Origin of the sequence: Micromonospora purpureochromogenes, from assembly GCF_900091515.1 — a bacterium.
GTDB lineage: Bacteria > Actinomycetota > Actinomycetes > Mycobacteriales > Micromonosporaceae > Micromonospora > Micromonospora purpureochromogenes.
The window spans coordinates 153,495-177,452 of the sequence record NZ_LT607410.1 but is presented as its reverse complement, the minus strand read 5'-3'; the positions used below and the strand labels follow the sequence as shown (position 1 = coordinate 177,452).

Below are 23,958 nucleotides of genomic sequence, written 5' to 3'. Positions count from 1 at the left end.
GCCGGCCACCGCCCATGCCGTCCGGCCCGGCCGGGACTTCGCCGCCGCGTCGTGTGCCGGATGCGTGGGGAGACGCACACCGCCCGGGCCGACCCGGCGTGGGCGGGCCGTCCCGGGGTGCGGGAGACTGGCGGCATGGCGGCTCGTGGCTTCCCGTACACCGATCTCAAGGACTTCCTCGCGGCGCTGGAGCGCGCGGGCGAGCTGCGGCGGGTGAGCGTCCCGGTCGACCCCACGCTGGAGATCAGCGAGGTGGTCACCCGGACCGTCCGGGCGGGCGGCCCGGCGCTGCTCTTCGAGCGGCCCACCCGGGGCGAGATGCCGGTGGCGATCAACCTCTTCGGCACCGAGAAGCGGATGGCGATGGCGCTCGGCGTCGAGTCGCTGGACGAGATCGGCGACCGGATCGGCGCGCTGGTCAAGCCGGAGCTGCCGGTCGGCTGGTCCGGCATCCGTGAGGGTCTGGGCAAGGTCATGCAGCTCAAGTCGGTGCCGCCGCGCAAGGTGAAGACCGCCCCCTGCCAGCAGGTGGTCTACCGCGGCGAGGACGTGGACCTGAACCGGCTGCCCGGCCTGCAGGTCTGGCCCGGCGACGGCGGGATCTTCCACAACTACGGGCTGACCCACACCAAGCACCCGGAGACCGGCAAGCGCAACCTCGGGCTCTACCGCCTCCAGCAGCACAGCCGCAACACGCTGGGCATGCACTGGCAGATCCACAAGGACTCCACCGCGCACCACGCCGTCGCCGAGCGGCTCGGGCAGCGGCTGCCGGTGGCCGTCGCCATCGGCTGCGACCCGGTGGTCAGCTACGCGGCGAGCGCACCGCTGCCCGGCGACATCGACGAGTACCTGTTCGCCGGATTCCTGCGCGGCGAGCGGGTCGAGATGGTCGACTGCCTCACCGTGCCGTTGCAGGTGCCCGCGCACGCCCAGATCGTGCTGGAGGGCTACCTGGAGCCCGGCGAGCGGCTGCCCGAGGGGCCGTTCGGCGACCACACCGGTTTCTACACCCCGGTCGAGCCGTTCCCGGTGCTGCACATCGAGGCGATGACCATGCAGCGCAACCCGGTGTACCACTCGATCGTCACCTCCAAGCCGCCGCAGGAGGACCACGGCCTGGGCAAGGCCACCGAGCGGATCTTCCAGCCGCTGCTCAAGTTGCTGATCCCGGACATCGTCGACTACGACCTGCCGGCCGCCGGGGTCTTCCACAACTGCGCGATCGTGTCGATCCGCAAGCGCTACCCGAAGCACGCGCAGAAGGTGATGAACGCGATCTGGGGCGCGCACCTGATGTCGCTGACCAAGCTGATCGTGATCGTCGACGAGGACTGCGACGTGCACGACTACAACGAGGTCGCCTTCCGCGCCTTCGGCAACGTCGACTACGCCCGCGACCTGCTGCTCACCGAGGGGCCGGTGGACCACCTCGACCACTCGTCGTACCAGCAGTTCTGGGGCGGCAAGGCCGGCGTCGACGCGACCCGCAAGCTGCCCGCCGAGGGCTACACCCGGGGCTGGCCGGAGGAGATGACCATGTCGCCGGAGGTCGCCTCCCTGGTCGACAAGCGCTGGAAGGAGTACGGAATCTGATGGCGGTCCTCGACGCGCCGGCCGAGAAGCCGGGCCGGATCAAGTCGTTCCTCAAGCTCGTCGCCATCGAGCACTCCGTCTTCGCACTGCCCTTCGCGTACCTGTCGGCGCTGACCGCGATGCGGGTCGACGGCGGGCGGGTGCGCTGGCTCGACCTGCTGCTGATCACCGTGGCGATGGTCGGGGCGCGGACCTTCGCGATGGCCGCCAACCGCATCCTCGACCGGCGGATCGACGCCCGGAACCCGCGTACCGCGAACCGGGAGCTGGTCACCGGGGCGGTGAGCGTGCGCACGGCCTGGACCGGCGCGGCCGTCGCGCTGGTGGTCTTCCTGGCCGCCGCGGCGCTGCTCAACCCGCTCTGCCTGGTGCTCGCGCCGCTCGCGGTGATCCCGCTGGTCGTCTACCCCTACGGCAAGCGGTTCACCAACTGGCCGCACGCCATCCTGGCGATCGCCCAGGCGGTCGGCCCGGTCGGCGCCTGGCTCGCGGTCACCGGCACCCTGGACGGCTCCTGGCCGGCCTGGCTGCTCGGTGCGGCGGTGGGGCTCTGGATCGGCGGCTTCGACCTGATCTACGCCTGCCAGGACGCCGACGTCGACCGGGAGATCGGCGTGCACAGCGTCCCGGCCCGGTACGGCCGGCGCTTCGCGCTGCACGCCTCCACCGTCGCGCACGTGGTCACCTTCGCGCTGTTCATCTGGTTCGGCGCGCTGGTCGGCTTCGGCTGGCTGTGGTGGATCGGCCTGGCGTTCACCGCCCTCGCCTTCGGCTACCAGCACGTGGTGGTCAGCCCCACCGACCTGAGCAAGGTCAACCGGGCGTTCTTCACCGCGAACGGCTTCGTCGGCATCGCCCTCTTCCTCTTCGCCCTGCTCGACCTCACCATCCGCCTCCACCTCCACCCCTGACCGACCCCACCCCGCCCCACCCAAGAGGCGCGCTCTTTCTGAGAAAGCGTGGCTATTCGGCGCGCGAAGGCCACGTTTTCCGGGAAAAAGCGCGCAAGGAGAGGGTGGGGGCGGGAGGTCAGGGGGTGGGGTAGCGGGCGCTCTCGAGGGTCCAGTCGAGGGTGCCGCGGACGGCGTTGGCGACGCCGTCGAGGTGGGTGGTGACGGCCGGGTCCAGGGCGGGGCCGAAGGACGGCACGCCGGCGCGGAGCGCCACGAAGTGGTCCATCGCCGCCCGCCAGCGCTCGGCGATCAGGTCCACGGCGGTGTCCAGCGGCACCCGCCGCTCGTCGGCCACCGCCAGCACCAGGTTGTGCCCGCCGGAGGTGGCCCGGTCCCGCTTCAGCGAGGCGAGGTCGTTGTACCAGGAGAGCAGGTCGTTGCCGAGCTCGCCGATCCGGCGCAGCGCCGGGTGGTGGTATACCGGGTCGGGCAACGGCCGCCCGGTGGCGAACTCGATCAGCGGGTACGAGACGTACGCCGCCGACGTCGCCCGGCGCAACTGCACGTACTCGGCCACCGAGGGGCGCCGCCCGAGGTCCTTGGCGACCGACTCCCGCCACGTGCCGTCCAGGTGGTCGGCGACCGCGTCGGCGAAGCGCAGCCGCCAGCGGGCCGGCATCCGGCGCCGGGGCGCCCGCCAGGCGTCGACCAGCAGCCGGCGCAGCGGCCCGCCGAACCCGGGGTGCCGCCGGCGTGGGCCGTCCCGCAGCAGGCTCAACGCCCCGGCCCGCAGCGCCCTGATCTGCTCCGGCGCGAACCGGTCCGGCCCGTCGCAGGCGTCGTCGACCAGGAAGAACCAGGTGAACAGGGCGGCCAGGGTACGCAGGTCCGGCTCGCTGGCGTCCGGGTAGAGCCGGCCCGCGTACCGGGCGAAGCCGGCCCGGTCCAGCCGCTCCCGGGCGCTGGAGTTCAGCGGTACGCCCAGCCGGGGCAGCCGGTCCAGCAGCCACTCCTGCACCGGGTCCGCGTACGGCGAGAGCCGGGGCGGGATCGGGCACGCGGCCCGCAGCGACCGGAGCACCTCCTCGACCATGGCTCGATCCCTTTCCGTGCGGCGTGGGCCGCCGACGGCAGCATGGCAGGTCCACCGCGCTCCCGCCGTCCCGGCGCACAGCGGGCTGCCGCGGCGACACGCAGCGCAGTGGTCGGGGGGTCGCCGGGCGGGGCGCGGCGGCGACCAGGCAGGCTGGACGACATGCGCGAACCATGGGTGGTCGGGGTCTCCGGCGCGTCCGGCACCCCGTACGCGGCGGCGGTCGTCAACGGGCTGCTCGACGCCGGCGAGCCGGTGGACCTGATCGTCTCCCGGGCCGCCCGGCTGACCGTGCTCGACGAGACCGGCCGCCCGTTCCGGGACGGCCACTGGGCCGAGGACCTGGCCGCCTGGCTGGGCCGCGACCTGGCCGACGCCGACGTGCGGCACTGGCCGGCCGGTGACATCGCCGCCGGCCCGAGCAGCGGCTCCTACCGGGTACGCGGGATGGCGGTGGTGCCGGCGAGCACGGCCGCCTGCGCCGGCATCGCCATCGGGCTCTCCAAGGACCTGTTGCAGCGCGCGGCCGAGGTCAACCTCAAGGAGCGCCGGCCGGTGGTGGTGGTGCCCCGGGAGACGCCGGTGACCCGCAGCCACCTGGAGCACCTGATCGCGTTGCACGACGCCGGAGCGGTGGTAGTGCCGGCCAGTCCGGGCTTCTACGGCTCCGGCGCCTCGGCCACCGCAGCGCAGTTGGTCGACTTCGTGGCCGGCAAGGTGCTGGACGCGCTCGGCGTGCCGCACACGTTGTTCCGGCGGTGGTCGGGGCAGTTGGCCGCCGACCGGTCGTAGCGAAGCGGAACCTCGCCTCAGACGGGCGCGGACCGGACCTGTCGGCCGGCCCGCGATCCGTCTCGCACCATTCAGTACATCCCGGCGTTGGCCGGCCCCGGTCCGGTCGAGGCGGCGGGACCGACATTGCGCGGCTTGCCGATGTCCTCCCCCTCGTCCAGCATGCCCTCCCCTTCCAGCAGGGCCCGCACCTCGGATTCCCGAAACCGGCGATGCCCGCCTGGAGTCCGGATGCTGCCGATCCGGCCGGCCGCCGCCCATCGCGTCACAGTCTTCGGGTCAACCCGAAACAACGCGGCGACCTCACCCGGTGTCAGCAGGCGATCTCCAGTGTCCACAGCCCCCTCCTCGCGTCGACGAAGCCCCCGGCTGAACACACTGCCCCCGGCCGGTGCGAGCCCAGAGCCGTCATGAGGGACGTATGGCAATTACAGCACCAGCGACCTGGCCTGTCCGCCAAACGCGAAAAACGCACTGAGTGGGAAGTTAGGAAATATTACCCGGGTCCGGCCTCCATCACGCTGAGTCTGCACATAGTTACGTGTTGTCATGTTCAACGGGTGCCGGCCGTCCGACGTTACGCCCGGACGGCTAGGGTCACCTTCCGTGGACGCCATCGACCTGAGCCTCGTCGACCTGCTGCGGGGCAACGCCCGACTGTCGTACGCCGAACTCGCCCGGCAGGTCGGCCTCTCCGCCCCGGCCGTGCACGAGCGGGTCGGCAAGCTGGAGTCAAGCGGCGTTATCCGGGCGTACCGGGCGGAGGTGGAGCCGGAGGCGGTCGGGCTCGGCGTGACCGCGCTGATCGGCATCGTCGAGGACTCCGGCGGGGACACCGACGACGTGCTGGAGGCGTTCCGCCAGATGCCCGAGATCGAGTCCTGCTACTTCATGGCCGGCGTCGAGTCCTTCCTGCTCAAGGCGCGGGTCGGCACGATCGCCGAGCTGGAGGCGCTGATCGTGCGGCTCAACCGCACCCCGGGCGTGGCGTCCACCCGCACGGGCATCGCCCTGTCAACCAAGTGGGAGAACCGCCCACAGCCGCTCGGGTCGCCCGGGAGCTGACCGTCCGGCTCTGGCGTCGCCCGCCCGGCGGCGATACCTTGCGCCGATGACGACCCCCGTACGCGGCGCCGCCGTGGTCACCGGTGCGGCCGGCGGGCTGGGGCGGGCCATCGCCGCCGCGCTGTACGCCGACGGCTGGACCGTACTCCTGACCGACCTGGACGCCGGCGTGGCCGCCACCGCCGCCGCGCCGCTCGGTGGCTGGTCCCGGGCGCTGGACGTGCGCGACGAGGCGGCCTGCGCCGGGGTCGCCGCCGAGGCGGCCGGCGGGACGGCCGGTGGGCTCGGGCTCTGGGTCAACAACGCCGGCATCCTGGTCACCGGGCCGTCCTGGGAGCACGACGCGGCGACCCGGCGACGGGTGGTCGAGGTGAACGCGCTCGGCGCGATGACCGGCACCCTGGCCGCGCTGGCCGTGATGCGCGCGCAGGGGCACGGGCACGTGCTCAACGTCGTCTCCCTCGCCGGCCTGATCGCCGCGCCGGGCGAGACCGTCTACGCGGCCAGCAAGCACGCGCTGCTGGCGTTCAGCCTCGGCACCCTGGCCGACCTGCGGATGGCCGGCCTGACCGACGTACACGTGTCGTGCCTGTGCCCGGACGGGATCTGGACGCCGATGCTGCACGACCGGCTCGACGACCCGGGGGCGCTGGCCTCCTTCACCGGGACGATGCTGACCCCGCAGCGGGTCGCGGCGCGGGCCGCCCGGCTGGCCCGGCACCCCCGCCCGGTGGTCAGCCTGCCGCGCTGGCGCGGCGTGCAGGTACGGCTGCTGGACGCGCTGCCGCGGCTGGCGCTCGCGCTGACTCCGGTGGTCCGGGCCGCCGGGCGGGCCGGGCAGCGCCGGCAGCGGCACCGGGTCGGGCCGGACGGGAGCTGAGCTCACTTGTAACGTTGCCGGCGTGACTCATCTCGACCGGTGCGACGAGGCCAGCCGGACCTGGGTGACCGAGGCGATCGCCGCGGTCGAGGCGGACGCCAACCGCTCCGCCGACACCCACCTGCTGCCCTTCCCGCTGCCCCGGGCCTGGGGGATCGACCTCTACCTCAAGGACGAGTCGGTCCACCCCACCGGCTCGCTCAAGCACCGGCTGGCCCGCTCGCTCTTCCTCTACGGGCTCTGCAACGGCTGGATCGGCCCGGAGACCACCATCATCGAGGCGTCCTCCGGCTCCACGGCGGTCTCCGAGGCGTACTTCGCCCGGATGCTGGAGCTGCCGTTCGTGGCGGTGATGCCCGCCTCCACCTCACCCGAGAAGATCGCCCAGATCGAGTTCCACGGCGGGCGCTGCCACCTGGTCGAGGACCCGGCCAAGGTGGTGATCGAGGCGCGCTGGCTGGCCGAGGACAGCGGCGGACACTTCATGGACCAGTTCACCTACGCCGAGCGGGCCACCGACTGGCGGGGCAACAACAACATCGCCGAGTCGATCTACGCGCAGCTCTCGCTGGAGCGGCACCCGATCCCGGCCTGGGTCGTGGTGGGCGCCGGCACCGGCGGCACCAGCGCCACCATCGGCCGGTACGCCCGCTACCGGCGGCTGCCCACCAAGCTCTGCGTGGTCGACCCGGAGAACTCGGCGTTCTACCCGGCCTGGCAGGCCGCCGACTGGTCGGTGCGCACCGGTCGCGGCTCCCGGATCGAGGGGATCGGGCGGCCGACCGTCGAGGCGTCCTTCCTGCCCTCGGTGGTGGACCGGATGACCCAGGTCCCGGACGCCGCCTCGCTGGCCGCCATGCGCGCCGGCTCGGCCGTGCTCGGCCGCCGGGTCGGCGGCTCCACCGGCACCAACCTCTGGGGCGCCTTCGGGCTGATCGCCGAGATGCTCGCCGCCGGGCGGACCGGCTCGGTGGTCACCCTGATCTGCGATGCCGGCGACCGCTACGCCCACACCTACTACGACGACGACTGGGTGGCCGCGCAGGGGCTGGACCCGGCCCCGCACCTGGCCACGATCGAACGGTTCCTCGACAGCGGCGCCTGGCCGGCCTGAACCGGTCGGCTCAGCGGGCGGCGACCCGCTCGGCCAGCCCGGGATAGTGCAGCACCAGGCCGTCGGCGTCGAGGGTCAGCTCGGCGCGGAAGCCGTCGCTGGCGAACCGGACCCGTCCCGGCCCGAGCGGGGTGTAGACCTGCTCGGCGGGGACCACCTCCAGGCTGGGCGCCAGCACCCAGGCCACGGTGACCGTGTGCGGGAGGTCCGGCGTCGCCCCGGTCAGGCCCAGTCGCCGGACCGGCAGGGCGTTGAAGAACGGCGACCCGCTGAGGTCGACGTCGAGGGCGTCGTACAGCCGGTCGGGGTCGTCGGCGCCCGGCAGCCCGGCCGGTGGCTGCCCGGCGGCCCGCAGCGCCGCGTCGAGGTCGCCCTGCTCGGCGGTGGTCACCCGCCAGCCGTCCGCGCCGCGCTCCAGCCGCACCCGCCGCGACCAGCCCGCCCCCTCGGCCGTCACCTCCAGCGACCTGGTGGCCCCGTCCGCGCCGGCGCTCAGCTGGTAGCGGCACGTCCAGGGGATCGGGTCCACGGCGACCTGGGTGCCGTGGGCGACGAACCCGGGGCCGTCGTCCAGGACGGCGTGCTCGGCACCGGCGATGTCCGTCCGGCGCCAGAAGAGTGACCTCGGCATGATTCGGACGTTACGCCAGCCGGCCGACGCCGGCAGCGCATGCGGAAACGCCGCCGCGGAGCGCGAGCTCCGCGACGGCGTTCCGGGTGGTCGGACGGATCAGTGGGTACGCGCCGGCGGCCGGCCGCCGAAGCCACGCCGGTCGTCGCGCGGCCGGTCGTCGCCCCGTGCCTCGGGGCCGAACCCGCCCCGGCGCTCGGTGCCGCGCTGCTCGCCGCCGAAGCGACGCTCGCCCTGCGGCCGGTCGCCGTAGCGGTGCTCGCCGGCCGGACGGTCGGTGCGGTCGCCGAAGCCGCGCTGGCCCCGGTCGCCGAACGAGCGGTCGCCGGCCGGCCGGTCACCCCGGCCGTCGAAGCGCCGCTCGCCCCGGTCACCGAAGGAACGCTCGCCCGCCGGGCGGTCGCTCCGGCCGTCGAAGCGCCGCTCACCGAAGCGCTCGCCGCGCCCGTCCCGGTCGCCGTAGCGCCGCTCGCCCTGGGGGCGGTCGGCGTAACCCCGGTCGCCCCGGTCGCCGAAGGAACGCTCGCCGGCCGGGCGGTCGGTGCGATCGCCGAAGCCGCGCTGGCCCCGGTCGCCGAAGGAACGCTCGCCGGCGGGACGGTCGGTGCGATCGCCGAAGCCGCGCTGGCCCCGGTCGCCGAAGGAACGCTCGCCGGCCGGGCGGTCGGTGCGGTCGCCAAAGCCGCGCTGGGCCCGGTCGCCGAAGGAACGCTCGCCCGCCGGGCGGTCGAAGCGGCGCTCGCCGAAGCGCTCGCCGCGCCCGTCCCGGTCACCGAACCGGCGCTCGCCGGTCGGCCGGTCGCCGTAACGCCGCTCGCCCCGGTCCGGGCGGTCGCCGTAGCGGCGCTGCCCGGCGGCGCGGCGCGGCTCCGGCTCCTCGCGGACCGGGACGCCGCTCGGCTCGCGGGCACCGGTCAGCTCGGCCAGGGTCGGGTCGCCGACGCGGACCCGGGTCTCGGCCGGCGCGACGCCGGCCTTCTCCATCATCGCCAGCGTGGTGCGGCGCTGCTTGGGCAGCACCAGGGTCGCCACCGCGCCGGACTCGCCGGCCCGGGCGGTACGGCCCGCGCGGTGCAGGTAGTCCTTCGGGTCCTTCGGCGGGTCGATGTGCAGCACCAGGGAGACCCCGTCGACGTGGATGCCCCGGGCGGCCACGTCCGTGGCGACCAGGACGTTCATCCGGCCCTCGCGGAACTCGGCCAGCGTCTTGGTACGCATCCGCTGGGTCTTGCCACCGTGCAGGCCACCGGCCCGTACGCCCACCGCGGCGAGCTGCTCGACCAGCCGGTCCACCCCGAGCTGGGTACGCGCGAAGAGCATGGTCCGGCCGTCGCGGGCCGCGATGGACGCCGCCACCGCGAACTTGTCGTGCGGCGGGATCAGCAGCATGTGGTGGTCCATGGTGGACACCGAGGCGGTCGACGGTGCGGTCGAGTGGGTCACCGGGTCGGTCATGAACCGCTTGACCAGCGAGTCCACGTCACCGTCCAGGGTGGCCGAGAAGAGCAGCCGCTGGCCGCCCGCCGGCGTCTTCGCCAGCAGCTGGGTCACCTCGGGCAGGAAGCCCATGTCGGCCATCTGGTCGGCCTCATCGAGGACGGTCACCTCGACGTCGTCCAGGCGGCACACGCCCCGGTTGATCAGGTCACCGAGCCGGCCCGGGGTGGCCACGACGATCTCCACGCCACGGCGCAGCGCGTCGATCTGCCGGTCGTAGGGCACCCCGCCGACGGCGGTCTTGAGGAAGATGCCGACGGCCTTGCCGAGCGGCATCAGGGCGTCGTTGACCTGCATGGCGAGTTCCCGGGTGGGGACCAGCACCAGGGCCCGGGGGTGCAGCGGCCGGGCCCGGTTGCGGTCGGCGAGCCGGGCGATCAGCGGCAGCCCGAAGGCGAGGGTCTTGCCGGAGCCGGTCTGGCCCCGGCCGAGCACGTCCCGGCCGGCGAGCGCGTCGGGCATGGTGGCCCGCTGGATCTCGAACGGGGTGGTGATGCCCTGCCGGGCGAGCGCCTCGACCAGCGGCCGGGGCAGGCCGAGGTCGGCGAAGTCGACGTCGGCGGCGGGAGTGTCCCCGACGGTCGGGTCGAGGACGGACGGAGTGGTGCCGGGGTCAGCGAAGGTGGTCAAGAAATGCCTTTCGAGCGGGGCGCATCTTCGCGATGGCCCGCTGCGGCTGCACGCCGCCGAATCGCCCGCAAGATCGCCCATGGGCGCGCACCAGGCGCGCCGGGTCAGTGATCTCCACAAGTGTACGGCGGTCCGGCGACGCCGCCAGTCGATCGCGAGGGGGTAGTGGGCGGGCTCACCCTCGCCCCGCCTACGCGCGCAACCGGGACGGGGTGGCCCGAACCGCCCCCGTTCACTTGTTCAGGACGTTGCCCACCAGGCCGTCCATGGCGTCGTTGGCGAGCAGGACGACCAGCACGCTGATCGCCACCAGCAGCCCCAGCGAGGCCGCCAGGACGACCACCACCCGGGTGGTGCGGGACCGTTCGGCGGGCGTGTCGGCCCAGCCCTGGGCCAGGATGTGCCCGGTCAGCGAGCCGGAGTTCTCCAGCGGGTTGCCGGCCGGGAAGGACACCGTGGCGAAGCCGGGCCCCTCGGTGCCGCCGTAGACGGTGCTGGCCAGGTCCGGGCCGCCCCGGTAGGGCGTACCGGGCTGGCCGGGGCCGCCGGCGGACGGCGTACCCCAGGCGGGGCGCTCGACGGCCGGCGGGACCGACGCCGGCCGGACCGGCGCGGCCGGCGGGGCCGAGGCGGGCGCGGCGGCCCGGGCGGGTGGCGCGGAGACCTGGGCGGCGGCCCGGAACGGCGGCGCGGAGACCTGGGCGGCGGCCCGGAACGGCGGCGCGGCGGCGGGCGGGGCGGAGACCGGCGTGCCCGCACCCGGCATGGCCGGCGGCGGCGGGAACGGCGGGGCCGGCATCGGGCCCGGCGGGGGCGGCGGCGGGGGCACCGCCGGCCCGGGCGGGGGTACCGGCGGGCCGGGCACGGGCGGGACCGGCCCGGGCGGGGTCGGCCGCGGACCGGGCGGGGTCGGGCGCGGCAGCGGGGGCGCCGGCGGGGGGAACGGCCCGGGCGCCGGCGGTTCCGGGAGCGGCGTCGGGGCGGGCGGGGCGGGCGTGGGCGGGGGCGCCGGCCGGGGCGGCTTTGGGGCCGGTGCGGGCTCCGGCTCGGGCGTCGGCGGGGTGGGCGGCTGGGCCGGCTCCGGGGGCTGGGCGGGCTCGGGCGGTTCCGGGTTGACCGGCGTCGACCGGTAGACCGTGGCGGCTCCGCCACCGGCCCGGGCGACCGCGTCGGCCGCACCGGCGGTGGCCTCCTCGGCCGAGATCCGGCTCAGCCCCGGGACGGAGGCGCTGGCCCGGGTGCCCGGCGTCGAGCCACCGCCGCGCTGCCCGGGTACCGACGCGGCGCCCACGACGGGGGCGGAGCCGGTCGGGACGCGTGCCCAGCCGGCACCCTCGGCCCGATCGGCGCCGCTCGCCCCGCCGGCCCGGTCGCTCTCCGGCGCGCCGGCCCGGTAGGTGGTGCCGGCGGCGGGCGGCCCCGGCAGGCTGCCGTCCTGCGGTGGCGCGGTCACGGTGGCGACGCTGGCCCGGGCGCGGGCGGGCGCGGCGGACGGCGACGGCGGGGACCCGGCCGGCGGCGCGTCCGCGCTCGCGCTGCCTCCCGAGCGGTCCGCCGCCGGCCCGCCGTCGGACGCGGCCGGCGAGGCATCGGGTGCGGCCGGGGCGGTGCAGGGTGCGGCCGGGGCGGTGCCGGGCGCGCTCGACGGGATGTCCGCCCGCGGCCCGTCGACCCCGGAGCGTCCGGTCGGGGCGGGACCGGTCGTGGCGGCCGGTTCGGGCACGGATCCGCGGTCGACGGTCTCCGCCGGAATCTGTCGCTCGCCCATGCTCGCCCTCCGCGCCGCGCTCGCACCCGCAACCCGTGACACCGGGCCGGGTGTGCCTGGATGTCACGGTGCCACATTCCACCCCGCCGGCACAGCCGGAGCGCGTACCGGGCGGGTGTCGGCGGGGTCGCGCCGGGTCAGGCGCCGGTGCTCGCCGCGGCCGACGCCGAGGTCGACGCGGGGGCGCTGCTCTCCGGAGCCAGGCTGCTCGGTGCGGTGCTCGGCTCCGCGCTGCTGGTCGTCGGGCTCGGCGCGCCGGAGTCCGACGGGCTCGGCGACGGCGACGGGCTCTGCGACGGCGACGGGGAGGCCGGCGGCGTGGTGGGCGTGGTCGGCGGCCGGGTGGGCACCGTCGTGGAGGTGGGCGAGGGCTTCGGCGCCGGCGTGGTCGGCTTCGGCGACGTCGACCCCGTCGGCCGGGGGGCCGGCGTGGTGGGCGTGACGGGCGGCGGCGTGGTCGCCGGCGCGGGTACCGCCCCGACGACCCGGGTGGCGGCGTACAGGCCGGACCACCGGACCGTGGAGATCTTGACGACGTCGCCGGTGGACGGTGCCTGCACCATCTTGCCGCCGCCGATGTACATGCCGACGTGGTGGATGGTCGTCCAGCTGCTGCCCGAGGCGAAGAAGAGCAGGTCGCCGGGGAGCAGGGCGCTGCGGTCCACCGAGCGGGCCCGGGTGGCGTAGTACTGGTCCCGGGAGACGCGGGGCAGGTCGTAGTAGCCGGCCGAGCGGTACGCCGCCCACATCAGACCGGAGCAGTCGAACCGGTCCGGCCCCTCGGCCGACCAGAGGTACGGGTCGCCGAGCTGCGCCAGCGCGTACCGGACGGCGGCGAGGGCCTGCGGGCTGGCGATCAGGCCGGTGGTGCTCTGCCCCTCGACGTACGCGGCACCGAGCTTCTGCTCGGCGGCCTCCTGCTGCCGTTCCAGCTCGATCAGCTGGGCCTGGTTGTCCGCGCGGAGCTTGACCAGCTTCCGCTCGTTCTCCCGCAGCGCCTTCTCCACCGCGGTGAACTGCTCCTCCGCCCGGCGGACCCGGTCCTGCGCGGAGGCGACCGCCTGGGTGGCGACCTGCTCGGCGCTGCGGGTGCGGGACAGCTCGCCGGCGGCGGCGGTGGTGGTGTCCTCGGACTGCTCGCCGCGGGAGATCCGCGACAGGCGGCTCAGCCCCTCGAGGTCCTCGGCGATCTCGCCGGGCGGCAGGGCGGCGGCGGCCTTGAAGGCGTCGGCGGCCACGGAGTCGGCGCGCTGCTGGGCGGCGGCCAGGGCGTCGCGGGCCCGGGCCAGCTCACCCTCGGCGGCGGTGAGCTGCGTGCGGGCGTCGTCGCGTTGCTGGCGGATCCCGAGCAGCTGGTCGCCGAGCTGGCCGTTCTGCGTCTCGAGGGCGGTGATCTGGGCCAGCAGCGGGCTGGCGACGACCCCGCCGACCGGCAGGGTCGGCCCGCCGGTGGGCAGGCCGGTCACGCCGCCGGGCAGGCCCGGGGCGGCACCGGGCAGGCGCAGGCCGCCGGTGGCCACCGGGCGGGAGCCGGTGTCGGGAACGGCGTTGGGCAGCGCCGGTTCGGCGTACGCGGGGGTGGCCAGGGCCATCGCGGCGACGGCGCCGAGCAGGGCCGACCAGAGCGCGGGACGCAGCACCGGCGAGATCACCGGGCTCCTGCGTCGTCGCTGCCGTCGCCCGTGCCCGCTGTCGACCATTCCGCTCCCCGTCCGGCGCGCTCGTGCCGCGCACGGTGGGCGCGGCGACCGGGACGCTACCAGTGTGTGTCGCGCCCCACCCTGTCTTACCGCACCGAGGCAGGTATGTCGATGCGTCACCCGGTCACGGGTACCTGAGAGTCCGGTGAAGTATGTCGCTGGCGGTGCCCGTGCTGCCGGCTCGTCGGGGGACCGACGTAGGCTCGACGCGAACCGCAGGTGGAAGGGACGTGGCTTTCGATGGACGCCGGACTCAAGCGCGAGCTCGAAGCGAAGGTGTACGCCGGTGAGCGGCTGACCCGGGAGGACGGGATCGCGCTCTACGACAGCGACGACCTGGCCTGGCTGGGGCGGCTGGCCCACCACCGCCGTACCGAGCTCAACGGCGATCGGGTGATGTTCAACGTCAACCGGCACCTCAACCTGACCAACGTCTGCTCCGCCTCCTGCGCGTACTGCTCGTTCCAGCGCAAGCCGGGCGAGAAGGACGCGTACACGATGCGCATCGACGAGGCCGTCCGCAAGGCCAAGGAGATGGAGGACGAGCAGCTCACCGAGCTGCACATCGTCAACGGCCTGCACCCGACCCTGCCGTGGCGCTACTACCCCAAGGTGCTGCGCGAGCTGAAGGCGGCGCTGCCGAACGTCAAGCTCAAGTGCTTCACCGCCACCGAGGTGCAGTGGTTCGAGAAGATCAGCGGGCTGAGCGCCGACGAGATCCTCGACGAGCTGATGGACGCCGGCCTGGAGTCGCTGACCGGCGGTGGCGCCGAGATCTTCGACTGGGAGGTCCGGCAGCACATCGTGGACCACGAGTGCCACTGGGAGGACTGGTCGCGGATCCACCGACTGGCCCACTCGAAGGGCATGAAGACGCCGTCCACGATGCTCTACGGCCACATCGAGGAGCCCCGGCACCGGGTCGACCACGTGCTGCGGCTGCGTGAGCTGCAGGACGAGACGGGCGGCTTCGCGGTCTTCATCCCGCTGCGCTATCAGCACGACTTCGTCGACTCGGCGGACGGCAAGATCCGTAACCGGATCCAGGCCCGCACCACGATGGCGTCGCCGGCCGAGTCGCTGAAGACCTTCGCCGTCTCCCGGCTGCTCTTCGACAACATCCCGCACCTCAAGAACTTCTGGGTGATGCACGGTCTGTCGGTCGCGCAGCTCTCGCTGAACTTCGGCGTGGACGACCTGGACGGCTCGGTCGTGGAATACAAGATCACCCACGACGCCGACTCGTACGGCACCCCGAACACGATGCACCGGGACGACCTGCTGCACCTGATCTGGGACGCCGGCTTCCAGCCCGTCGAGCGGGACACCCGCTACAACGTGGTCCGGGAGTACGACAAGGCCCCGTCGCTGGCCGAGCGGCGTTCCGAGCCCCAGCAGGTCTGGGCCTGATCCGGCCGTATCCTCGTAGCACCATGACGGAACAGCGGAGCGGATTCCCCCGGCGGGACGCCGAGGGGCGCGTCCTCACCCTGGGCGACCTGCTCGGGGTCAGCCTCGCCGGGTGGATCATCGGGCTGCTGGCGCTGGTGCTGTTCGACTGGGCCTTCGCCTCGATCGGCGCGGGGGAGTTCGGCCGCACCAACGGCTGGCTGGCGGTGATCCTGCCGGCGTGGCTGTACTGGGACGACTTCCGGGCCTGGGAGTTCGGTGCGGCCCGGGTGGTGGCGGCGCTGGTCGCCGCCGTGGTCGCGGTGGTCGGCGGGCTGCTGGTCGCCGGGGTGGCGGCCGGCCTGGCGCCGCTGCTCACCGGCGGCCTGGCCGCCCTCGCGTTCACCCTGGTGTACGCGGTGCTCTGGTTCCATGGCGTGCACTGGCTGGCCCGACGCACGGGCTGAACCCGCCCCGGGTCACCCCGGCGGCGGAGAACGGAGTGGAAACGTGAGCGCGGCGGTCAAGTACACGCTGGGCCGGATCGGGCTGTTCGTGCTGATCGTGCTGGCCCTCTGGCCGGTGGACATGAACATCTTCCTCAAGCTGATGCTGGCGCTGGCGTTCTCCGCCGCCGCCTCGTTCTTCCTGCTGCGCGGCTGGCGGGACGAGATGGCCGAGGAGATGGCCGTCGCGGCCGAGCGGCGCCGCGCCGAGAAGGAGCGGCTCCGGTCGGCGCTGGCCGGCGACGACCAGCCGGACCAGCCCGACCAGGCCGACCCGCACCGCGAGGGTTAGGTCGCACCGGGGCAGCGGAATCGGAAGCGCCCCGCTAGGGTCTGCCGCCATGGAAAAGATCAACGGGTGGCGGACGAAGGTGTTCGTCTGGATCGGACTGCCGGTCATCGCCGCCATCGGACTCATGCTGGGCGCCACCGACCTCGCCCCGACCTGGGAGGCGAAGAACGGTGGCGGCACGCCGGGCACGTTCACCGCGGTGGCCGAGGAGTGCTCCCGGCGCAACTGCGAGTGGCACGGTGACTTCGTGGCCACCGAGGGCGGCGCCCGGCGCGCCGACGTCATCCTCTACGACGCGCCGGACGGGCTGACCCGGGGCGGCACGGCCGAGGCACGCGACACGGGCGCCCGCAAGGGCGTCTTCTCCACCACCGGCGGGTCGACCTGGCTGCTGGTCACCGGCCTCACCGTGGCCGGTCTGGCCGCGGCGGTGGCCTGGGTGGTCATCATGGTCCGCACGGTCCGTCGGCGGCGGACCGCCGACGAGACGTCCGCTCCGCCCACCACGTTCGCCCCGTCCCGCTGAGCCAGGGCCAGGAATCCTGACGGCCCGCCCTGACCGGCGAGCCCCTAGCGAAAGCCCCAACGACGAGCCCGGCACGGAACTCGTGCCGGGCTCGTCGCGTCGGTGCCGGCTGTCACCAGTTGGTGGACCCCGCGACAACGGGCCAGGGCACGTCGGTCGGCTTGATCAGGTAGGCGATGCCGCCGGAGCCGCTGCCGGTGCCGCCGCTGGCGGTGGTCCGCTTCGTCCGCAGCCAGATCTGCTCGAACTGCTCCCGCTGGTAGACGTTCCGGACCGCCTCGTTGCTGGACGAGGCGGGGTCGTTGGCGATGACGTCACCGTCGGCGGTGAAGCCGACCACCACCATCAGGTGGCCGGAGGTGCCGTAACCCGCGCCGTCCAGCTCGCTGGCGAGGAACGACTGGCTGGTCACCACGGGGATGCCGGCCGCGATGAAGCGTTCCAGCTCGTCCAGCGAGTGCAGCCGGGTCACCCGACCCTCCAGCCCCGCGAAGGTGGCCGCGTACGCGGTGTTGAACGGCCAGTTGCCGGCGCCGTCGTACTGGTAGTCGTAGGTCATCCGGGCAGCGTGGTTGACCGTCGGGTCCGGGTAGGTGGGGTCCACCCAGGACGTGTCGGCCGCCGAGGGCCTACGGCCCCAGTACTCGACGACCATCTCGGTCGAGGTGGGCGAGCACCAGGCCTCGCCGCCCCCGTCGTACTCCGGGTAGTGGCCGGAGTGGATGTTCTGCGAGTAGCGCGGCACGGCCAGCTCGGTGCCCCAGGCGATGCCGCCGGCGCTCGGCGTGACGGTGAACCGGTCGGGCACGTGCGAACTCATCGCGCCGACCGTGCGGACCACCGGCGACGCGGTGCCCGCCGGGTCCCGGTAGAGGGTCAGTCGCAGCTGGTACGCCCGCAGCAGCACCCCGGCCGCGGCGTCGTCGATGGCGAAGGTGTCGGTCCAGATGCTCGAGGTCTTGTCGCCCTGCTTGTCGACGGTGGTCCGCTTGATGTCGGCGTCACCGGAGGCCCAGCGCCCCATCACGTACCAGGGGGTCTGGGTGCCGGTGGTGTAGGTGCCCTGAAGCTCGACCTGGATCCAGGTGCCGGCCGGGGTGTCGGCGTTCCAGGAGGTGACAAGCTCGGTGGCGTCGAAGCCGACCTCGGTCACCGGTGACGTCCAGGTGCCGTACGCCCAGCTCCGCTTGCTCTTGCTGTGCGGGTCCTTGTAGACGGTGGTGCCGACCGGAGTGCCGAGGCTGAGCCCGGCGGCGGTGACCACCGTGCCGGCGGCGTCGCCGGTCGCCCAGTCGGTGTCGCTGGTCCAGTCCTGCCAGGTGATCTGCTCGTCGTGGACGAGGGTGGTGACCGGATCGGCCTGGGTCGGGACGGCGGTGCCGAGGAGGGTGAGCGCGGCGACGCCGGCGAGGGCGAGGGCGCGCAGGGATTTGCTGGCCATGGCAACTCCGCGAGGTGAGGAACCTTTGCCGTTCACTGTCCCGCTCGGAGGGAAGTTCCGCCAGATGTCTAGAGATAGAAAATTATTGCCGGCAGGAGGACCTGGCTGAGATGGACCGTGACAATGATGAATGTTGATATGACCATGTGACTCCTGGTGAAGTGTGCGGACAACGGGATCTCCCGTACCCCGAGGAGGTTGTCCATGGCCCTCCGCACGTCCCCACTCCGCCGCCGGCTGGCGCTGGCCGTCGCCGTCGGGCTCGGCCTCGTCACCGTCACCGCCGGGCCGGTCTCCGCCCGCCCGGCCCCCGATCCGGAACCGGCCGCCGCCGGCTACCGGGTGCTCGGACCACGCACCCTGGCCGACCGGAACGCCGTCGCCGGCACCGGCGCGGCGATCGACTACTCCGAGCACGGCGTCCTGCACGTCTCGGCCACCCGGGCCGAGGCGGCGGCGATCACCCGGCTCGGCTTCCGGCTGGAGTCCCAACCCGCGCCGGCCCCCGCCGGCGAGACCGGCACCCTCGCCTTCCCGCCGGCCGACTCCAACTACCACGACTACGCCGAGCTGACCGCCGTCGTGAACCAGGCGGTCGCGGACCACCCGGCCATCGCCCGCAAGATCAGCATCGGTACGTCGTACGAGGGTCGCGACCTGATGGCGGTGAAGATCTCCGACAACGTCGGCACCGACGAGAACGAACCGGAGATCCTCTTCAACGCCCAGCAGCACGCCCGGGAGCACCTGACCGTCGAGATGGCGATCTACCTGCTCAACCTCTTCACCGACAGCTACGGCAGCGACTCCCGGATCACCAACATCGTCAACTCCCGGGAGATCTGGATCGTCCCGACGGTCAACCCCGACGGCAGCGAGTACGACATCGCCACCGGTTCGTACCGCTCCTGGCGGAAGAACCGGCAGCCCAACAGCGGATCGACCTATGTCGGCACCGACCTGAACCGGAACTGGTCGTACCAGTGGGGCTGCTGCGGCGGCTCGTCCGGCACCACCTCGTCGGAGACGTACCGCGGCCCGTCCGCCTTCTCCGCCCCGGAGACCCAGGCGCTGCGCAACTTCGTCAACAGTCGGGTGGTCGGCGGGACGCAGCAGATCAAGGCGAACATCGACTTCCACACCTACTCGCAGCTGGTGCTCTGGCCGTTCGGCTACACCACCGCGAACACCCCCACCGGGATGAGCGCCGACCAGTACAGCACCTTCGCCACCATCGGCCAGCAGATGGCGAACACCAACGGCTACACCCCGGAGCAGTCCAGCGACCTCTACATCGCCGACGGCACCAGCATCGACTGGATGTGGGCCGCCCACGGCATCTGGGCGTACACCTTCGAGATGTACCCGGGCTCGGCCACCGGCGGCGGTTTCTACCCGCCGGACGAGGTGATCCCCGCGCAGACCTCCCGCAACCGGGAGGCGGTGCTGCTGCTCTCCGAGTACGCCGACTGCCCGTACCGGGCGATCGGCAAGCAGTCCCAGTACTGCGGCGGCGGTGGCGGCACCACGGTCTGGTCGGACACCTTCGAGACGGCCACCGGCTGGACCACCAACCCGGCCGGCACGGACACCGCCACCACCGGGCTCTGGGAGCGGGGCGCCGCCCAGGCGACCAACTCCTCCGGGGCCAAGCAGCTCGTCCCGTACGCCGGCGCCAACGACCTGGTCACCGGCCGGCTCGCCGGCACCGCGGCGGGTGACCACGACGTCGACGGCGGGGTGACCAGCGCCCGGTCCCCGGCGGTGACCCTCCCGGCCACCGGCACGCTCACCCTCTCGCTCGCCTGGTACCTGGCGCACGGGTCGAACGCCTCGTCGGCGGACTACCTGCGGGTCAGCGTGATCCACAACGGCGGCACCAGCACCCTGCTCAACCAGGCGGGCGCGGCCACCGACCGGGACGCCGCCTGGGCGGTGGCGAACCTCAACCTGACCCCGTACGCCGGGCAGTCGGTGCGGATCGTGGTGGAGGCGGCGGACGCCTCCGGCGCGAGCCTGGTCGAGGCGGCTGTGGACAACGTCACCATCACCAGCTCCTGATAGCCGGGTGGGGTCCCGTTCCGCCCCCGGCGGGACCCCACCCACCCCTCCCGTCCGGACGATCTCCGCTGGTCGTGCGCTACCGTGGCTCCGACCAACCCCGCAGCGAAGCCGGTGCGAAACCGGCGCTGTCCCGCAACTGTGATGCCCCGCCCCGCGGGGACGAGCCAGGTCGCCTGCGTAGGTGGTCGCGACACGCGCTCTCGAGGAAGGGCGCCTCGCGGACGGGTGCGCAGGTTCCTGTCGGCGAAGCACCACGCTCCTCGACCGACAGGAGGACAGATGTCCGGACGTACCCCCCGGCTGCTCGCCGCGACCCTCGCGGTGGCCGCACTGACCCTCGGCGCCTGCGCCGAGAAGACCTCGAACGACACCCCCGCCGCCGGCAGCAGCAGCGCGGCGGCCACCTTCCCCGTCACGGTCGGCAAGCTGACGCTGGAGAAGCGCCCCGAGAAGATCGTCTCGCTGTCGCCGAGCGCGACCGAGATGCTCTTCGCCATCGGCGCCGGCAAGCAGGTCACCGCCGTCGACGACAATTCGAACTACCCGCCGGAGGCGCCGAAGAGCGACCTGTCCGGCTTCCAGCCCAACGCCGAGGCGATCGCGGCCAAGACGCCCGACCTGGTGGTGCTCTCCAACGACACCAACAAGATCGTCGACCAGCTCACCACACTGAAGATCCCGGTGCTGCTCACCCCGGCGGCGGCCACCCTGGACGACTCCTACCGGCAGATCACCGACCTGGGCGCGCTGACCGGTCACCCGGCCGAGGCCGCCGACGTCACCAAGCGGATGAAGGACGACATCGCCAAGCTGGTCAAGGACCTGCCGCAGCGGTCGGAGAAGCTGACCTACTACCACGAGCTGGGCCCGGAGCTCTACACCGCGACCAGCAAGACCTTCATCGGCTCGCTCTACGCCCTCGCCGGCCTGGAGAACATCGCCGACGCCTCGGACGCCGACGGCAAGAACGGCGGCTACCCGCAGCTCTCCCAGGAAGTGATCGTCAAGGCCGACCCGGACTTCGTCTTCCTGGCCGACACCAAGTGCTGCCAGCAGACCCCGGAGACGGTCAAGGCGCGCAGCGGCTGGGCCGGCCTCACCGCCGTCAAGAACAACCAGGTGGTCGTCCTCGACGACGACATCGCCTCGCGCTGGGGTCCGCGGGTGGTCGACCAGCTCCGCACGGTCGTCGACGCGGTCGCCAAGGTGCCGGCGTGACCGTTCGTCGCCGGTGACCGTGCGACCCACGCAACCCCGATCGGCCGGGACGCCCGACGCGTCCCGGCCGATCGGCGTGCCCGCCGCCCGCGACCCCGCCGGGTCCGCTTCGGCTCCGGACCAGCCGGCTCCGGGCGGCCCGCCGGCGGTGCGGTCGGGGTCCGGCGGTACGGCCCGGCCGGCCGGGCTGCGCCGGCGCTGGCTGGCCGCCGGGCTGGGCGCGGTGCTGGTCGCCGTGGTCGCCGGGGTGTCGCTCGGCCCGGTCAGCCTGCCGCCCGGCAGCGTCGCCGCCGAACTGCTCAACCTGCTGCCCGGGGTGCACCTGGACAGCGGCCTGACCGCCGGTGAGACCGCCATCGTCACCGAGCTGCGGCTGCCCCGGGTGGTGCTCGGCCTGCTGGTCGGCGCGCTGCTCGCGCTGGCCGGCGGCGCGTACCAGGGGGTGTTCCGCAACCCGCTGGCCGATCCGTACCTGCTGGGCGTGGCGGCCGGCGCCGGGCTGGCGGTCACCGCGGTGATCTCCCTCGGCGCGGCTGGTGCGGCGCTGACCGGGCTGTCGCTGACCGTGCCGCTGGCCGCGTTCGTCGGTTCGCTCGGCGCGGTGGCGATGACGTACGTGCTCGGGGTGGCCGGCGCGCGCGGCCGCTCCCCGGCGACGCTGATCCTGGCCGGGGTGGCGGTCTCGGCGTTCCTCTCGGCCGGGCAGACGTACCTGTTGCAACGGCACTCGGACAGCATCCAGCTGGTCTACTCCTGGCTGCTCGGCCGGCTCGCCACCGCCGGCTGGCACGACGTGCTGCTGGTCCTGCCGTACTTCGCGCTCACCGCGGTCGTGGTGCTGCTGCACCGCCGCGAGCTGGACGTGCTGTCGCTCGGCGACGACGAGGCGGCCAGCCTCGGGCTGCACCCGCAGCGCTCCCGCTACCTGCTGATCGCCGCCGCCTCGCTCGGCACCGCGGCGGCGGTCTCCGCCTCCGGGCTGATCGGCTTCGTCGGGATCATCGTCCCGCACACCGTGCGGCTGCTCGCCGGCTCCAGCTACCGGGTCATCCTGCCGCTGTCGATGCTCTTCGGCGGCGCGTTCCTGGCGCTGACCGACGTGGTGGCCCGCACCGTCGCCGCTCCGGCCGAGATCCCGATCGGCGTGGTCACCGCGCTGCTCGGCGGCCCGTTCTTCGTCCTGGTGCTGCGCACCTCCCGGCGGGTGCTGTCGTGACGCCCGCCGTCGAGGTCCGCGACCTGCACGTGCGGCTGGGCGGTGCGCCCATCCTCGCCGGGGTCGACCTGACCGTCGCGGCCGGTGAGTGGGTCACCGTGATCGGCCCGAACGGCGCCGGCAAGTCGACCCTGCTGCGCGCCGTCGGCGGCCTGCTGCGCGCGCCGCACGCCGTCTCCCTCTTCGGTACGCCGCTGCGCGCGCTGCGCCCCCGGGAGCGGGCCCGGGTGGTGGCCACCGTCGCCCAGTCCCCGGTGGTGCCGGCCGGGATGTCGGTGCTCGACTACGTCCTGCTCGGCCGCACCCCGTACATCCCGCCGCTGGGGCGGGAGTCCGCCGCCGACCTGGCCGCCGTGCGGGAGGTGCTGGACCGGCTGGACCTGGCCGCCTTCCACGGCCGGGAGCTGGCCACCCTCTCCGGCGGCGAACGGCAGCGGGTCTTCCTGGCCCGGGCGCTCGCCCAGGGCGCCACCCTGCTGCTGCTGGACGAGCCGACCAGCGCACTGGACATCGGCCACCAGCAGGAGGTGCTGGAGCTGGTCGACCAGTTGCGGCGGGCGCACGGGCTGACCGTGTTCGCCACCATGCACGACCTCTCCGTCGCCGGCGAGTACGCCGACCGGCTGGTGCTGCTCGCCGACGGCCGGGTGGTCGCCGCCGGCCCGCCCCGCGAGGTCCTCACCCAGGAACTCCTCGCCACGTACTACCGTGCCCACGTGCGCGTCATCGACGGCGACCACGGCCCGCTGGTGGTGCCGATCCGCCCCCACTGACCCCCGCGCCGGTTTCGGACCGTCGACCAGGCGTGCCGGATCACCGACAGTGGGGTCAGGGAAGGGCGATGACGGAGAAGAGGGCGCCCTGCGGGTCGCGGAGGGCGGCCAGGCGGCCCTGGGGGATGTCCCGGGGCGGGACGAGGATGGTGCCGCCGATCGCGGCGGCCCGGGCGGCGGTCGCGTCGGTGTCCGCCACCGCGAAGTAGACCGACCAGTAGGCCGGCAGGTCGGCGGGGAAGTCGTCGCCGAGCGGCGGCATCATGCCGGCCACGATCCGCGCCCCGCACCGCCAGCCGGTGTAGGGGACCGGATCCATCGGCTCGTCCTCCGGGTGCCAGCCGAAGACCAGCTCGTAGAAGGCCTTCGCGCCCTCCGGGTCCGGGGTGACCAGCTCGTTCCAGCACATCGCGCCGGGGACGTTGAACAGCTCCGCACCCCTCATCGCCATCGGCTGCCAGACGCTGAACACCGCGCCGGCCGGGTCCGCGAAGACTCCCATCCGGCCCTGGTCGAAGACGTCGAACGGGGCGACCAGCACCTGCCCGCCCGCCGACTCGACCCGGGTGGCGGCCAGGTCGGCGTCGTCGGTGGCCACGTACGTGGACCAGATCGGCACCTGGTCCGGGGTGGCCGGCGGTCCGGCGCCCGCCACCGCCTGGCCGTCCTTGAGGAAAACCGTGTAGCCGCCCGCCTCCGGCTGCGGCGAGACCCGGCCGGTCCAGCCGAACAGCTCCGGGTAGAAGCGCTTCGCGTCCTCCAGGTCGGGAGTGGCCAGGTCGGCCCAGCAGGGCGTGCCGGGCTCGACGCCGCTCACGATGGCCCCTCTCCGCCGGTGGCGGCCGTCGACGGCACGCCCTGCCGGCATCCTGGC

At 73.9% G+C, this 23,958-nt stretch carries 22 protein-coding genes and 1 riboswitch; of the genes, 14 read left to right on the top strand and 8 right to left on the bottom strand.

Features of this window, described 5'->3' with window-relative positions; translation table 11 throughout:
* Positions 1–135: 135 nt before the first annotated feature.
* The gene (locus tag GA0074696_RS00815) at positions 136–1,596 is read left to right on the top strand and encodes a menaquinone biosynthesis decarboxylase (protein WP_088964280.1); all 1,461 of its coding nucleotides are present in this window, start codon (positions 136–138) and stop codon (positions 1,594–1,596) included.
* Positions 1,596–2,507 (top strand): menaquinone biosynthesis prenyltransferase MqnP, encoded by a 912-nt coding sequence (mqnP, locus tag GA0074696_RS00810; RefSeq protein ID WP_088959315.1) that lies wholly within the window; start codon positions 1,596–1,598, stop codon positions 2,505–2,507. Before GA0074696_RS00815 ends, mqnP begins: the two co-directional genes overlap by 1 nt.
* Before the next feature lie 118 nt (positions 2,508–2,625).
* On the opposite strand, the gene GA0074696_RS00805 is transcribed toward mqnP, so the two are convergent.
* A complete protein-coding gene (locus tag GA0074696_RS00805) occupies positions 2,626–3,582 on the bottom strand; it encodes a terpene synthase family protein (RefSeq protein ID WP_088959314.1) in 957 nt (318 codons plus the stop codon).
* 162 nt (positions 3,583–3,744) lie between these two features.
* On the opposite strand from GA0074696_RS00805, the gene GA0074696_RS00800 reads away from it, so the two are divergent.
* Entirely contained in the window at positions 3,745–4,374 is a 630-nt protein-coding gene (locus tag GA0074696_RS00800) for a UbiX family flavin prenyltransferase (RefSeq protein WP_088959313.1), read from the top strand.
* A gap of 71 nt (positions 4,375–4,445) precedes the next feature.
* Here GA0074696_RS00800 and GA0074696_RS00795 read toward each other — a convergent pair whose 3' ends face one another.
* On the bottom strand, positions 4,446–4,712 hold the full coding sequence (locus tag GA0074696_RS00795) for a BldC family transcriptional regulator (RefSeq protein WP_088959312.1): 267 nt from the start codon (positions 4,710–4,712) through the stop codon (positions 4,446–4,448).
* 268 nt (positions 4,713–4,980) lie between these two features.
* Between GA0074696_RS00795 and GA0074696_RS00790 the strand changes: the two genes are divergently transcribed.
* From GA0074696_RS00790 to cds1, 3 genes are read left to right on the top strand one after another with little or no spacing between them, the layout of a single operon-like run.
* Positions 4,981–5,439, top strand: a complete 459-nt coding sequence (locus GA0074696_RS00790) for an Lrp/AsnC family transcriptional regulator (protein WP_088959311.1) — start codon at positions 4,981–4,983, stop codon at positions 5,437–5,439.
* Between the two features lie 46 nt (positions 5,440–5,485).
* On the top strand, positions 5,486–6,319 hold the full coding sequence (locus tag GA0074696_RS00785; protein WP_088959310.1) for an SDR family NAD(P)-dependent oxidoreductase: 834 nt from the start codon (positions 5,486–5,488) through the stop codon (positions 6,317–6,319).
* Between the two features lie 22 nt (positions 6,320–6,341).
* Positions 6,342–7,433: an L-cysteine desulfhydrase Cds1 gene (gene cds1 / locus GA0074696_RS00780; protein ID WP_088959309.1), complete on the top strand. Its 1,092-nt coding sequence runs from the start codon at positions 6,342–6,344 to the stop codon at positions 7,431–7,433.
* 10 nt (positions 7,434–7,443) lie between these two features.
* Here cds1 and GA0074696_RS00775 read toward each other — a convergent pair whose 3' ends face one another.
* The 4 genes from GA0074696_RS00775 to GA0074696_RS00760 all read right to left on the bottom strand — a co-directional run bounded on the left by GA0074696_RS00775 (position 7,444) and on the right by GA0074696_RS00760 (position 13,659).
* Positions 7,444–8,064, bottom strand: coding sequence for a putative glycolipid-binding domain-containing protein (locus GA0074696_RS00775; RefSeq protein ID WP_088959308.1), 621 nt, complete (start codon positions 8,062–8,064; stop codon positions 7,444–7,446).
* Positions 8,065–8,163: 99 nt separating this feature from the next.
* Complete coding sequence (locus tag GA0074696_RS00770) at positions 8,164–10,191, bottom strand: DEAD/DEAH box helicase (protein ID WP_088959307.1); 2,028 nt, start codon at positions 10,189–10,191, stop codon at positions 8,164–8,166.
* A gap of 232 nt (positions 10,192–10,423) precedes the next feature.
* A complete protein-coding gene (locus tag GA0074696_RS32185; RefSeq protein ID WP_269458701.1) occupies positions 10,424–11,959 on the bottom strand; it encodes a hypothetical protein in 1,536 nt (511 codons plus the stop codon).
* Positions 11,960–12,096: 137 nt separating this feature from the next.
* The gene (locus GA0074696_RS00760) at positions 12,097–13,659 is read right to left on the bottom strand and encodes a C40 family peptidase (RefSeq protein ID WP_088959306.1); all 1,563 of its coding nucleotides are present in this window, start codon (positions 13,657–13,659) and stop codon (positions 12,097–12,099) included.
* Positions 13,660–13,899: 240 nt separating this feature from the next.
* Here GA0074696_RS00760 and mqnE point away from each other — a divergent pair, with 240 nt between their 5' ends.
* Genes mqnE through GA0074696_RS00740 form a run of 4 tightly spaced genes read left to right on the top strand, consistent with a single transcriptional unit; the run spans position 13,900 to position 16,372 of the window.
* A complete protein-coding gene (mqnE, locus tag GA0074696_RS00755; protein WP_088959305.1) occupies positions 13,900–15,069 on the top strand; it encodes an aminofutalosine synthase MqnE in 1,170 nt (389 codons plus the stop codon).
* Positions 15,070–15,092: 23 nt separating this feature from the next.
* Positions 15,093–15,515 carry a hypothetical protein gene (locus tag GA0074696_RS00750; RefSeq protein ID WP_088959304.1) on the top strand — a complete coding sequence of 141 codons (423 nt, stop codon included), beginning with the start codon at positions 15,093–15,095 and terminating at the stop codon, positions 15,513–15,515.
* A 43-nt stretch (positions 15,516–15,558) separates the two neighbouring features.
* The gene (locus GA0074696_RS00745) at positions 15,559–15,846 is read left to right on the top strand and encodes a DUF4229 domain-containing protein (protein ID WP_088959303.1); all 288 of its coding nucleotides are present in this window, start codon (positions 15,559–15,561) and stop codon (positions 15,844–15,846) included.
* 49 nt (positions 15,847–15,895) lie between these two features.
* Positions 15,896–16,372 (top strand): hypothetical protein, encoded by a 477-nt coding sequence (locus GA0074696_RS00740; RefSeq protein ID WP_088959302.1) that lies wholly within the window; start codon positions 15,896–15,898, stop codon positions 16,370–16,372.
* A 112-nt stretch (positions 16,373–16,484) separates the two neighbouring features.
* On the opposite strand, the gene GA0074696_RS00735 is transcribed toward GA0074696_RS00740, so the two are convergent.
* Positions 16,485–17,813 carry a peptidase C39 family protein gene (locus tag GA0074696_RS00735; protein ID WP_088959301.1) on the bottom strand — a complete coding sequence of 443 codons (1,329 nt, stop codon included), beginning with the start codon at positions 17,811–17,813 and terminating at the stop codon, positions 16,485–16,487.
* A gap of 204 nt (positions 17,814–18,017) precedes the next feature.
* Here GA0074696_RS00735 and GA0074696_RS00730 point away from each other — a divergent pair, with 204 nt between their 5' ends.
* The 4 genes from GA0074696_RS00730 (at position 18,018) to GA0074696_RS00715 (ending at position 23,084) form a co-directional block, all read left to right on the top strand.
* A complete protein-coding gene (locus tag GA0074696_RS00730) occupies positions 18,018–19,874 on the top strand; it encodes a M14 family metallopeptidase (RefSeq protein WP_088959300.1) in 1,857 nt (618 codons plus the stop codon).
* Positions 19,875–19,984: 110 nt separating this feature from the next.
* Positions 19,985–20,046, top strand: a riboswitch (cobalamin riboswitch).
* A gap of 110 nt (positions 20,047–20,156) precedes the next feature.
* Positions 20,157–21,095, top strand: a complete 939-nt coding sequence (locus tag GA0074696_RS00725; RefSeq protein WP_088959299.1) for an ABC transporter substrate-binding protein — start codon at positions 20,157–20,159, stop codon at positions 21,093–21,095.
* Positions 21,096–21,243: 148 nt separating this feature from the next.
* Positions 21,244–22,311 (top strand): FecCD family ABC transporter permease, encoded by a 1,068-nt coding sequence (locus GA0074696_RS00720; protein ID WP_088964278.1) that lies wholly within the window; start codon positions 21,244–21,246, stop codon positions 22,309–22,311.
* Complete coding sequence (locus GA0074696_RS00715; protein WP_088959298.1) at positions 22,308–23,084, top strand: ABC transporter ATP-binding protein; 777 nt, start codon at positions 22,308–22,310, stop codon at positions 23,082–23,084. Before GA0074696_RS00720 ends, GA0074696_RS00715 begins: the two co-directional genes overlap by 4 nt.
* A 55-nt stretch (positions 23,085–23,139) precedes the next feature.
* Here the strand turns inward: GA0074696_RS00715 and GA0074696_RS00710 are convergent, their stop codons facing one another.
* Positions 23,140–23,901, bottom strand: coding sequence for a VOC family protein (locus GA0074696_RS00710; RefSeq protein WP_088959297.1), 762 nt, complete (start codon positions 23,899–23,901; stop codon positions 23,140–23,142).
* Positions 23,902–23,958: the final 57 nt, after the last annotated feature.

What these genes read in the sequence shown, in the direction of transcription:
- GA0074696_RS00815 (WP_088964280.1), top strand. Translation starts at nt 136, where the DNA reads ATGGCGGCTCGTGGCTTCCCGTACACCGATCTCAAGGACTTCCTCGCG.
- GA0074696_RS00760 (WP_088959306.1), bottom strand. Translation starts at nt 13,659, where the DNA reads ATGGTCGACAGCGGGCACGGGCGACGGCAGCGACGACGCAGGAGCCCG.
- GA0074696_RS00750 (WP_088959304.1), top strand. Translation starts at nt 15,093, where the DNA reads ATGACGGAACAGCGGAGCGGATTCCCCCGGCGGGACGCCGAGGGGCGC.
- GA0074696_RS00805 (WP_088959314.1), bottom strand. Translation starts at nt 3,582, where the DNA reads ATGGTCGAGGAGGTGCTCCGGTCGCTGCGGGCCGCGTGCCCGATCCCG.
- GA0074696_RS00730 (WP_088959300.1), top strand. Translation starts at nt 18,018, where the DNA reads ATGGCCCTCCGCACGTCCCCACTCCGCCGCCGGCTGGCGCTGGCCGTC.
- GA0074696_RS32185 (WP_269458701.1), bottom strand. Translation starts at nt 11,959, where the DNA reads ATGGGCGAGCGACAGATTCCGGCGGAGACCGTCGACCGCGGATCCGTG.
- GA0074696_RS00725 (WP_088959299.1), top strand. Translation starts at nt 20,157, where the DNA reads ATGTCCGGACGTACCCCCCGGCTGCTCGCCGCGACCCTCGCGGTGGCC.
- GA0074696_RS00735 (WP_088959301.1), bottom strand. Translation starts at nt 17,813, where the DNA reads ATGGCCAGCAAATCCCTGCGCGCCCTCGCCCTCGCCGGCGTCGCCGCG.
- GA0074696_RS00740 (WP_088959302.1), top strand. Translation starts at nt 15,896, where the DNA reads ATGGAAAAGATCAACGGGTGGCGGACGAAGGTGTTCGTCTGGATCGGA.
- GA0074696_RS00785 (WP_088959310.1), top strand. Translation starts at nt 5,486, where the DNA reads ATGACGACCCCCGTACGCGGCGCCGCCGTGGTCACCGGTGCGGCCGGC.
- mqnE (WP_088959305.1), top strand. Translation starts at nt 13,900, where the DNA reads ATGGACGCCGGACTCAAGCGCGAGCTCGAAGCGAAGGTGTACGCCGGT.
- GA0074696_RS00775 (WP_088959308.1), bottom strand. Translation starts at nt 8,064, where the DNA reads ATGCCGAGGTCACTCTTCTGGCGCCGGACGGACATCGCCGGTGCCGAG.
- mqnP (WP_088959315.1), top strand. Translation starts at nt 1,596, where the DNA reads ATGGCGGTCCTCGACGCGCCGGCCGAGAAGCCGGGCCGGATCAAGTCG.
- GA0074696_RS00800 (WP_088959313.1), top strand. Translation starts at nt 3,745, where the DNA reads ATGCGCGAACCATGGGTGGTCGGGGTCTCCGGCGCGTCCGGCACCCCG.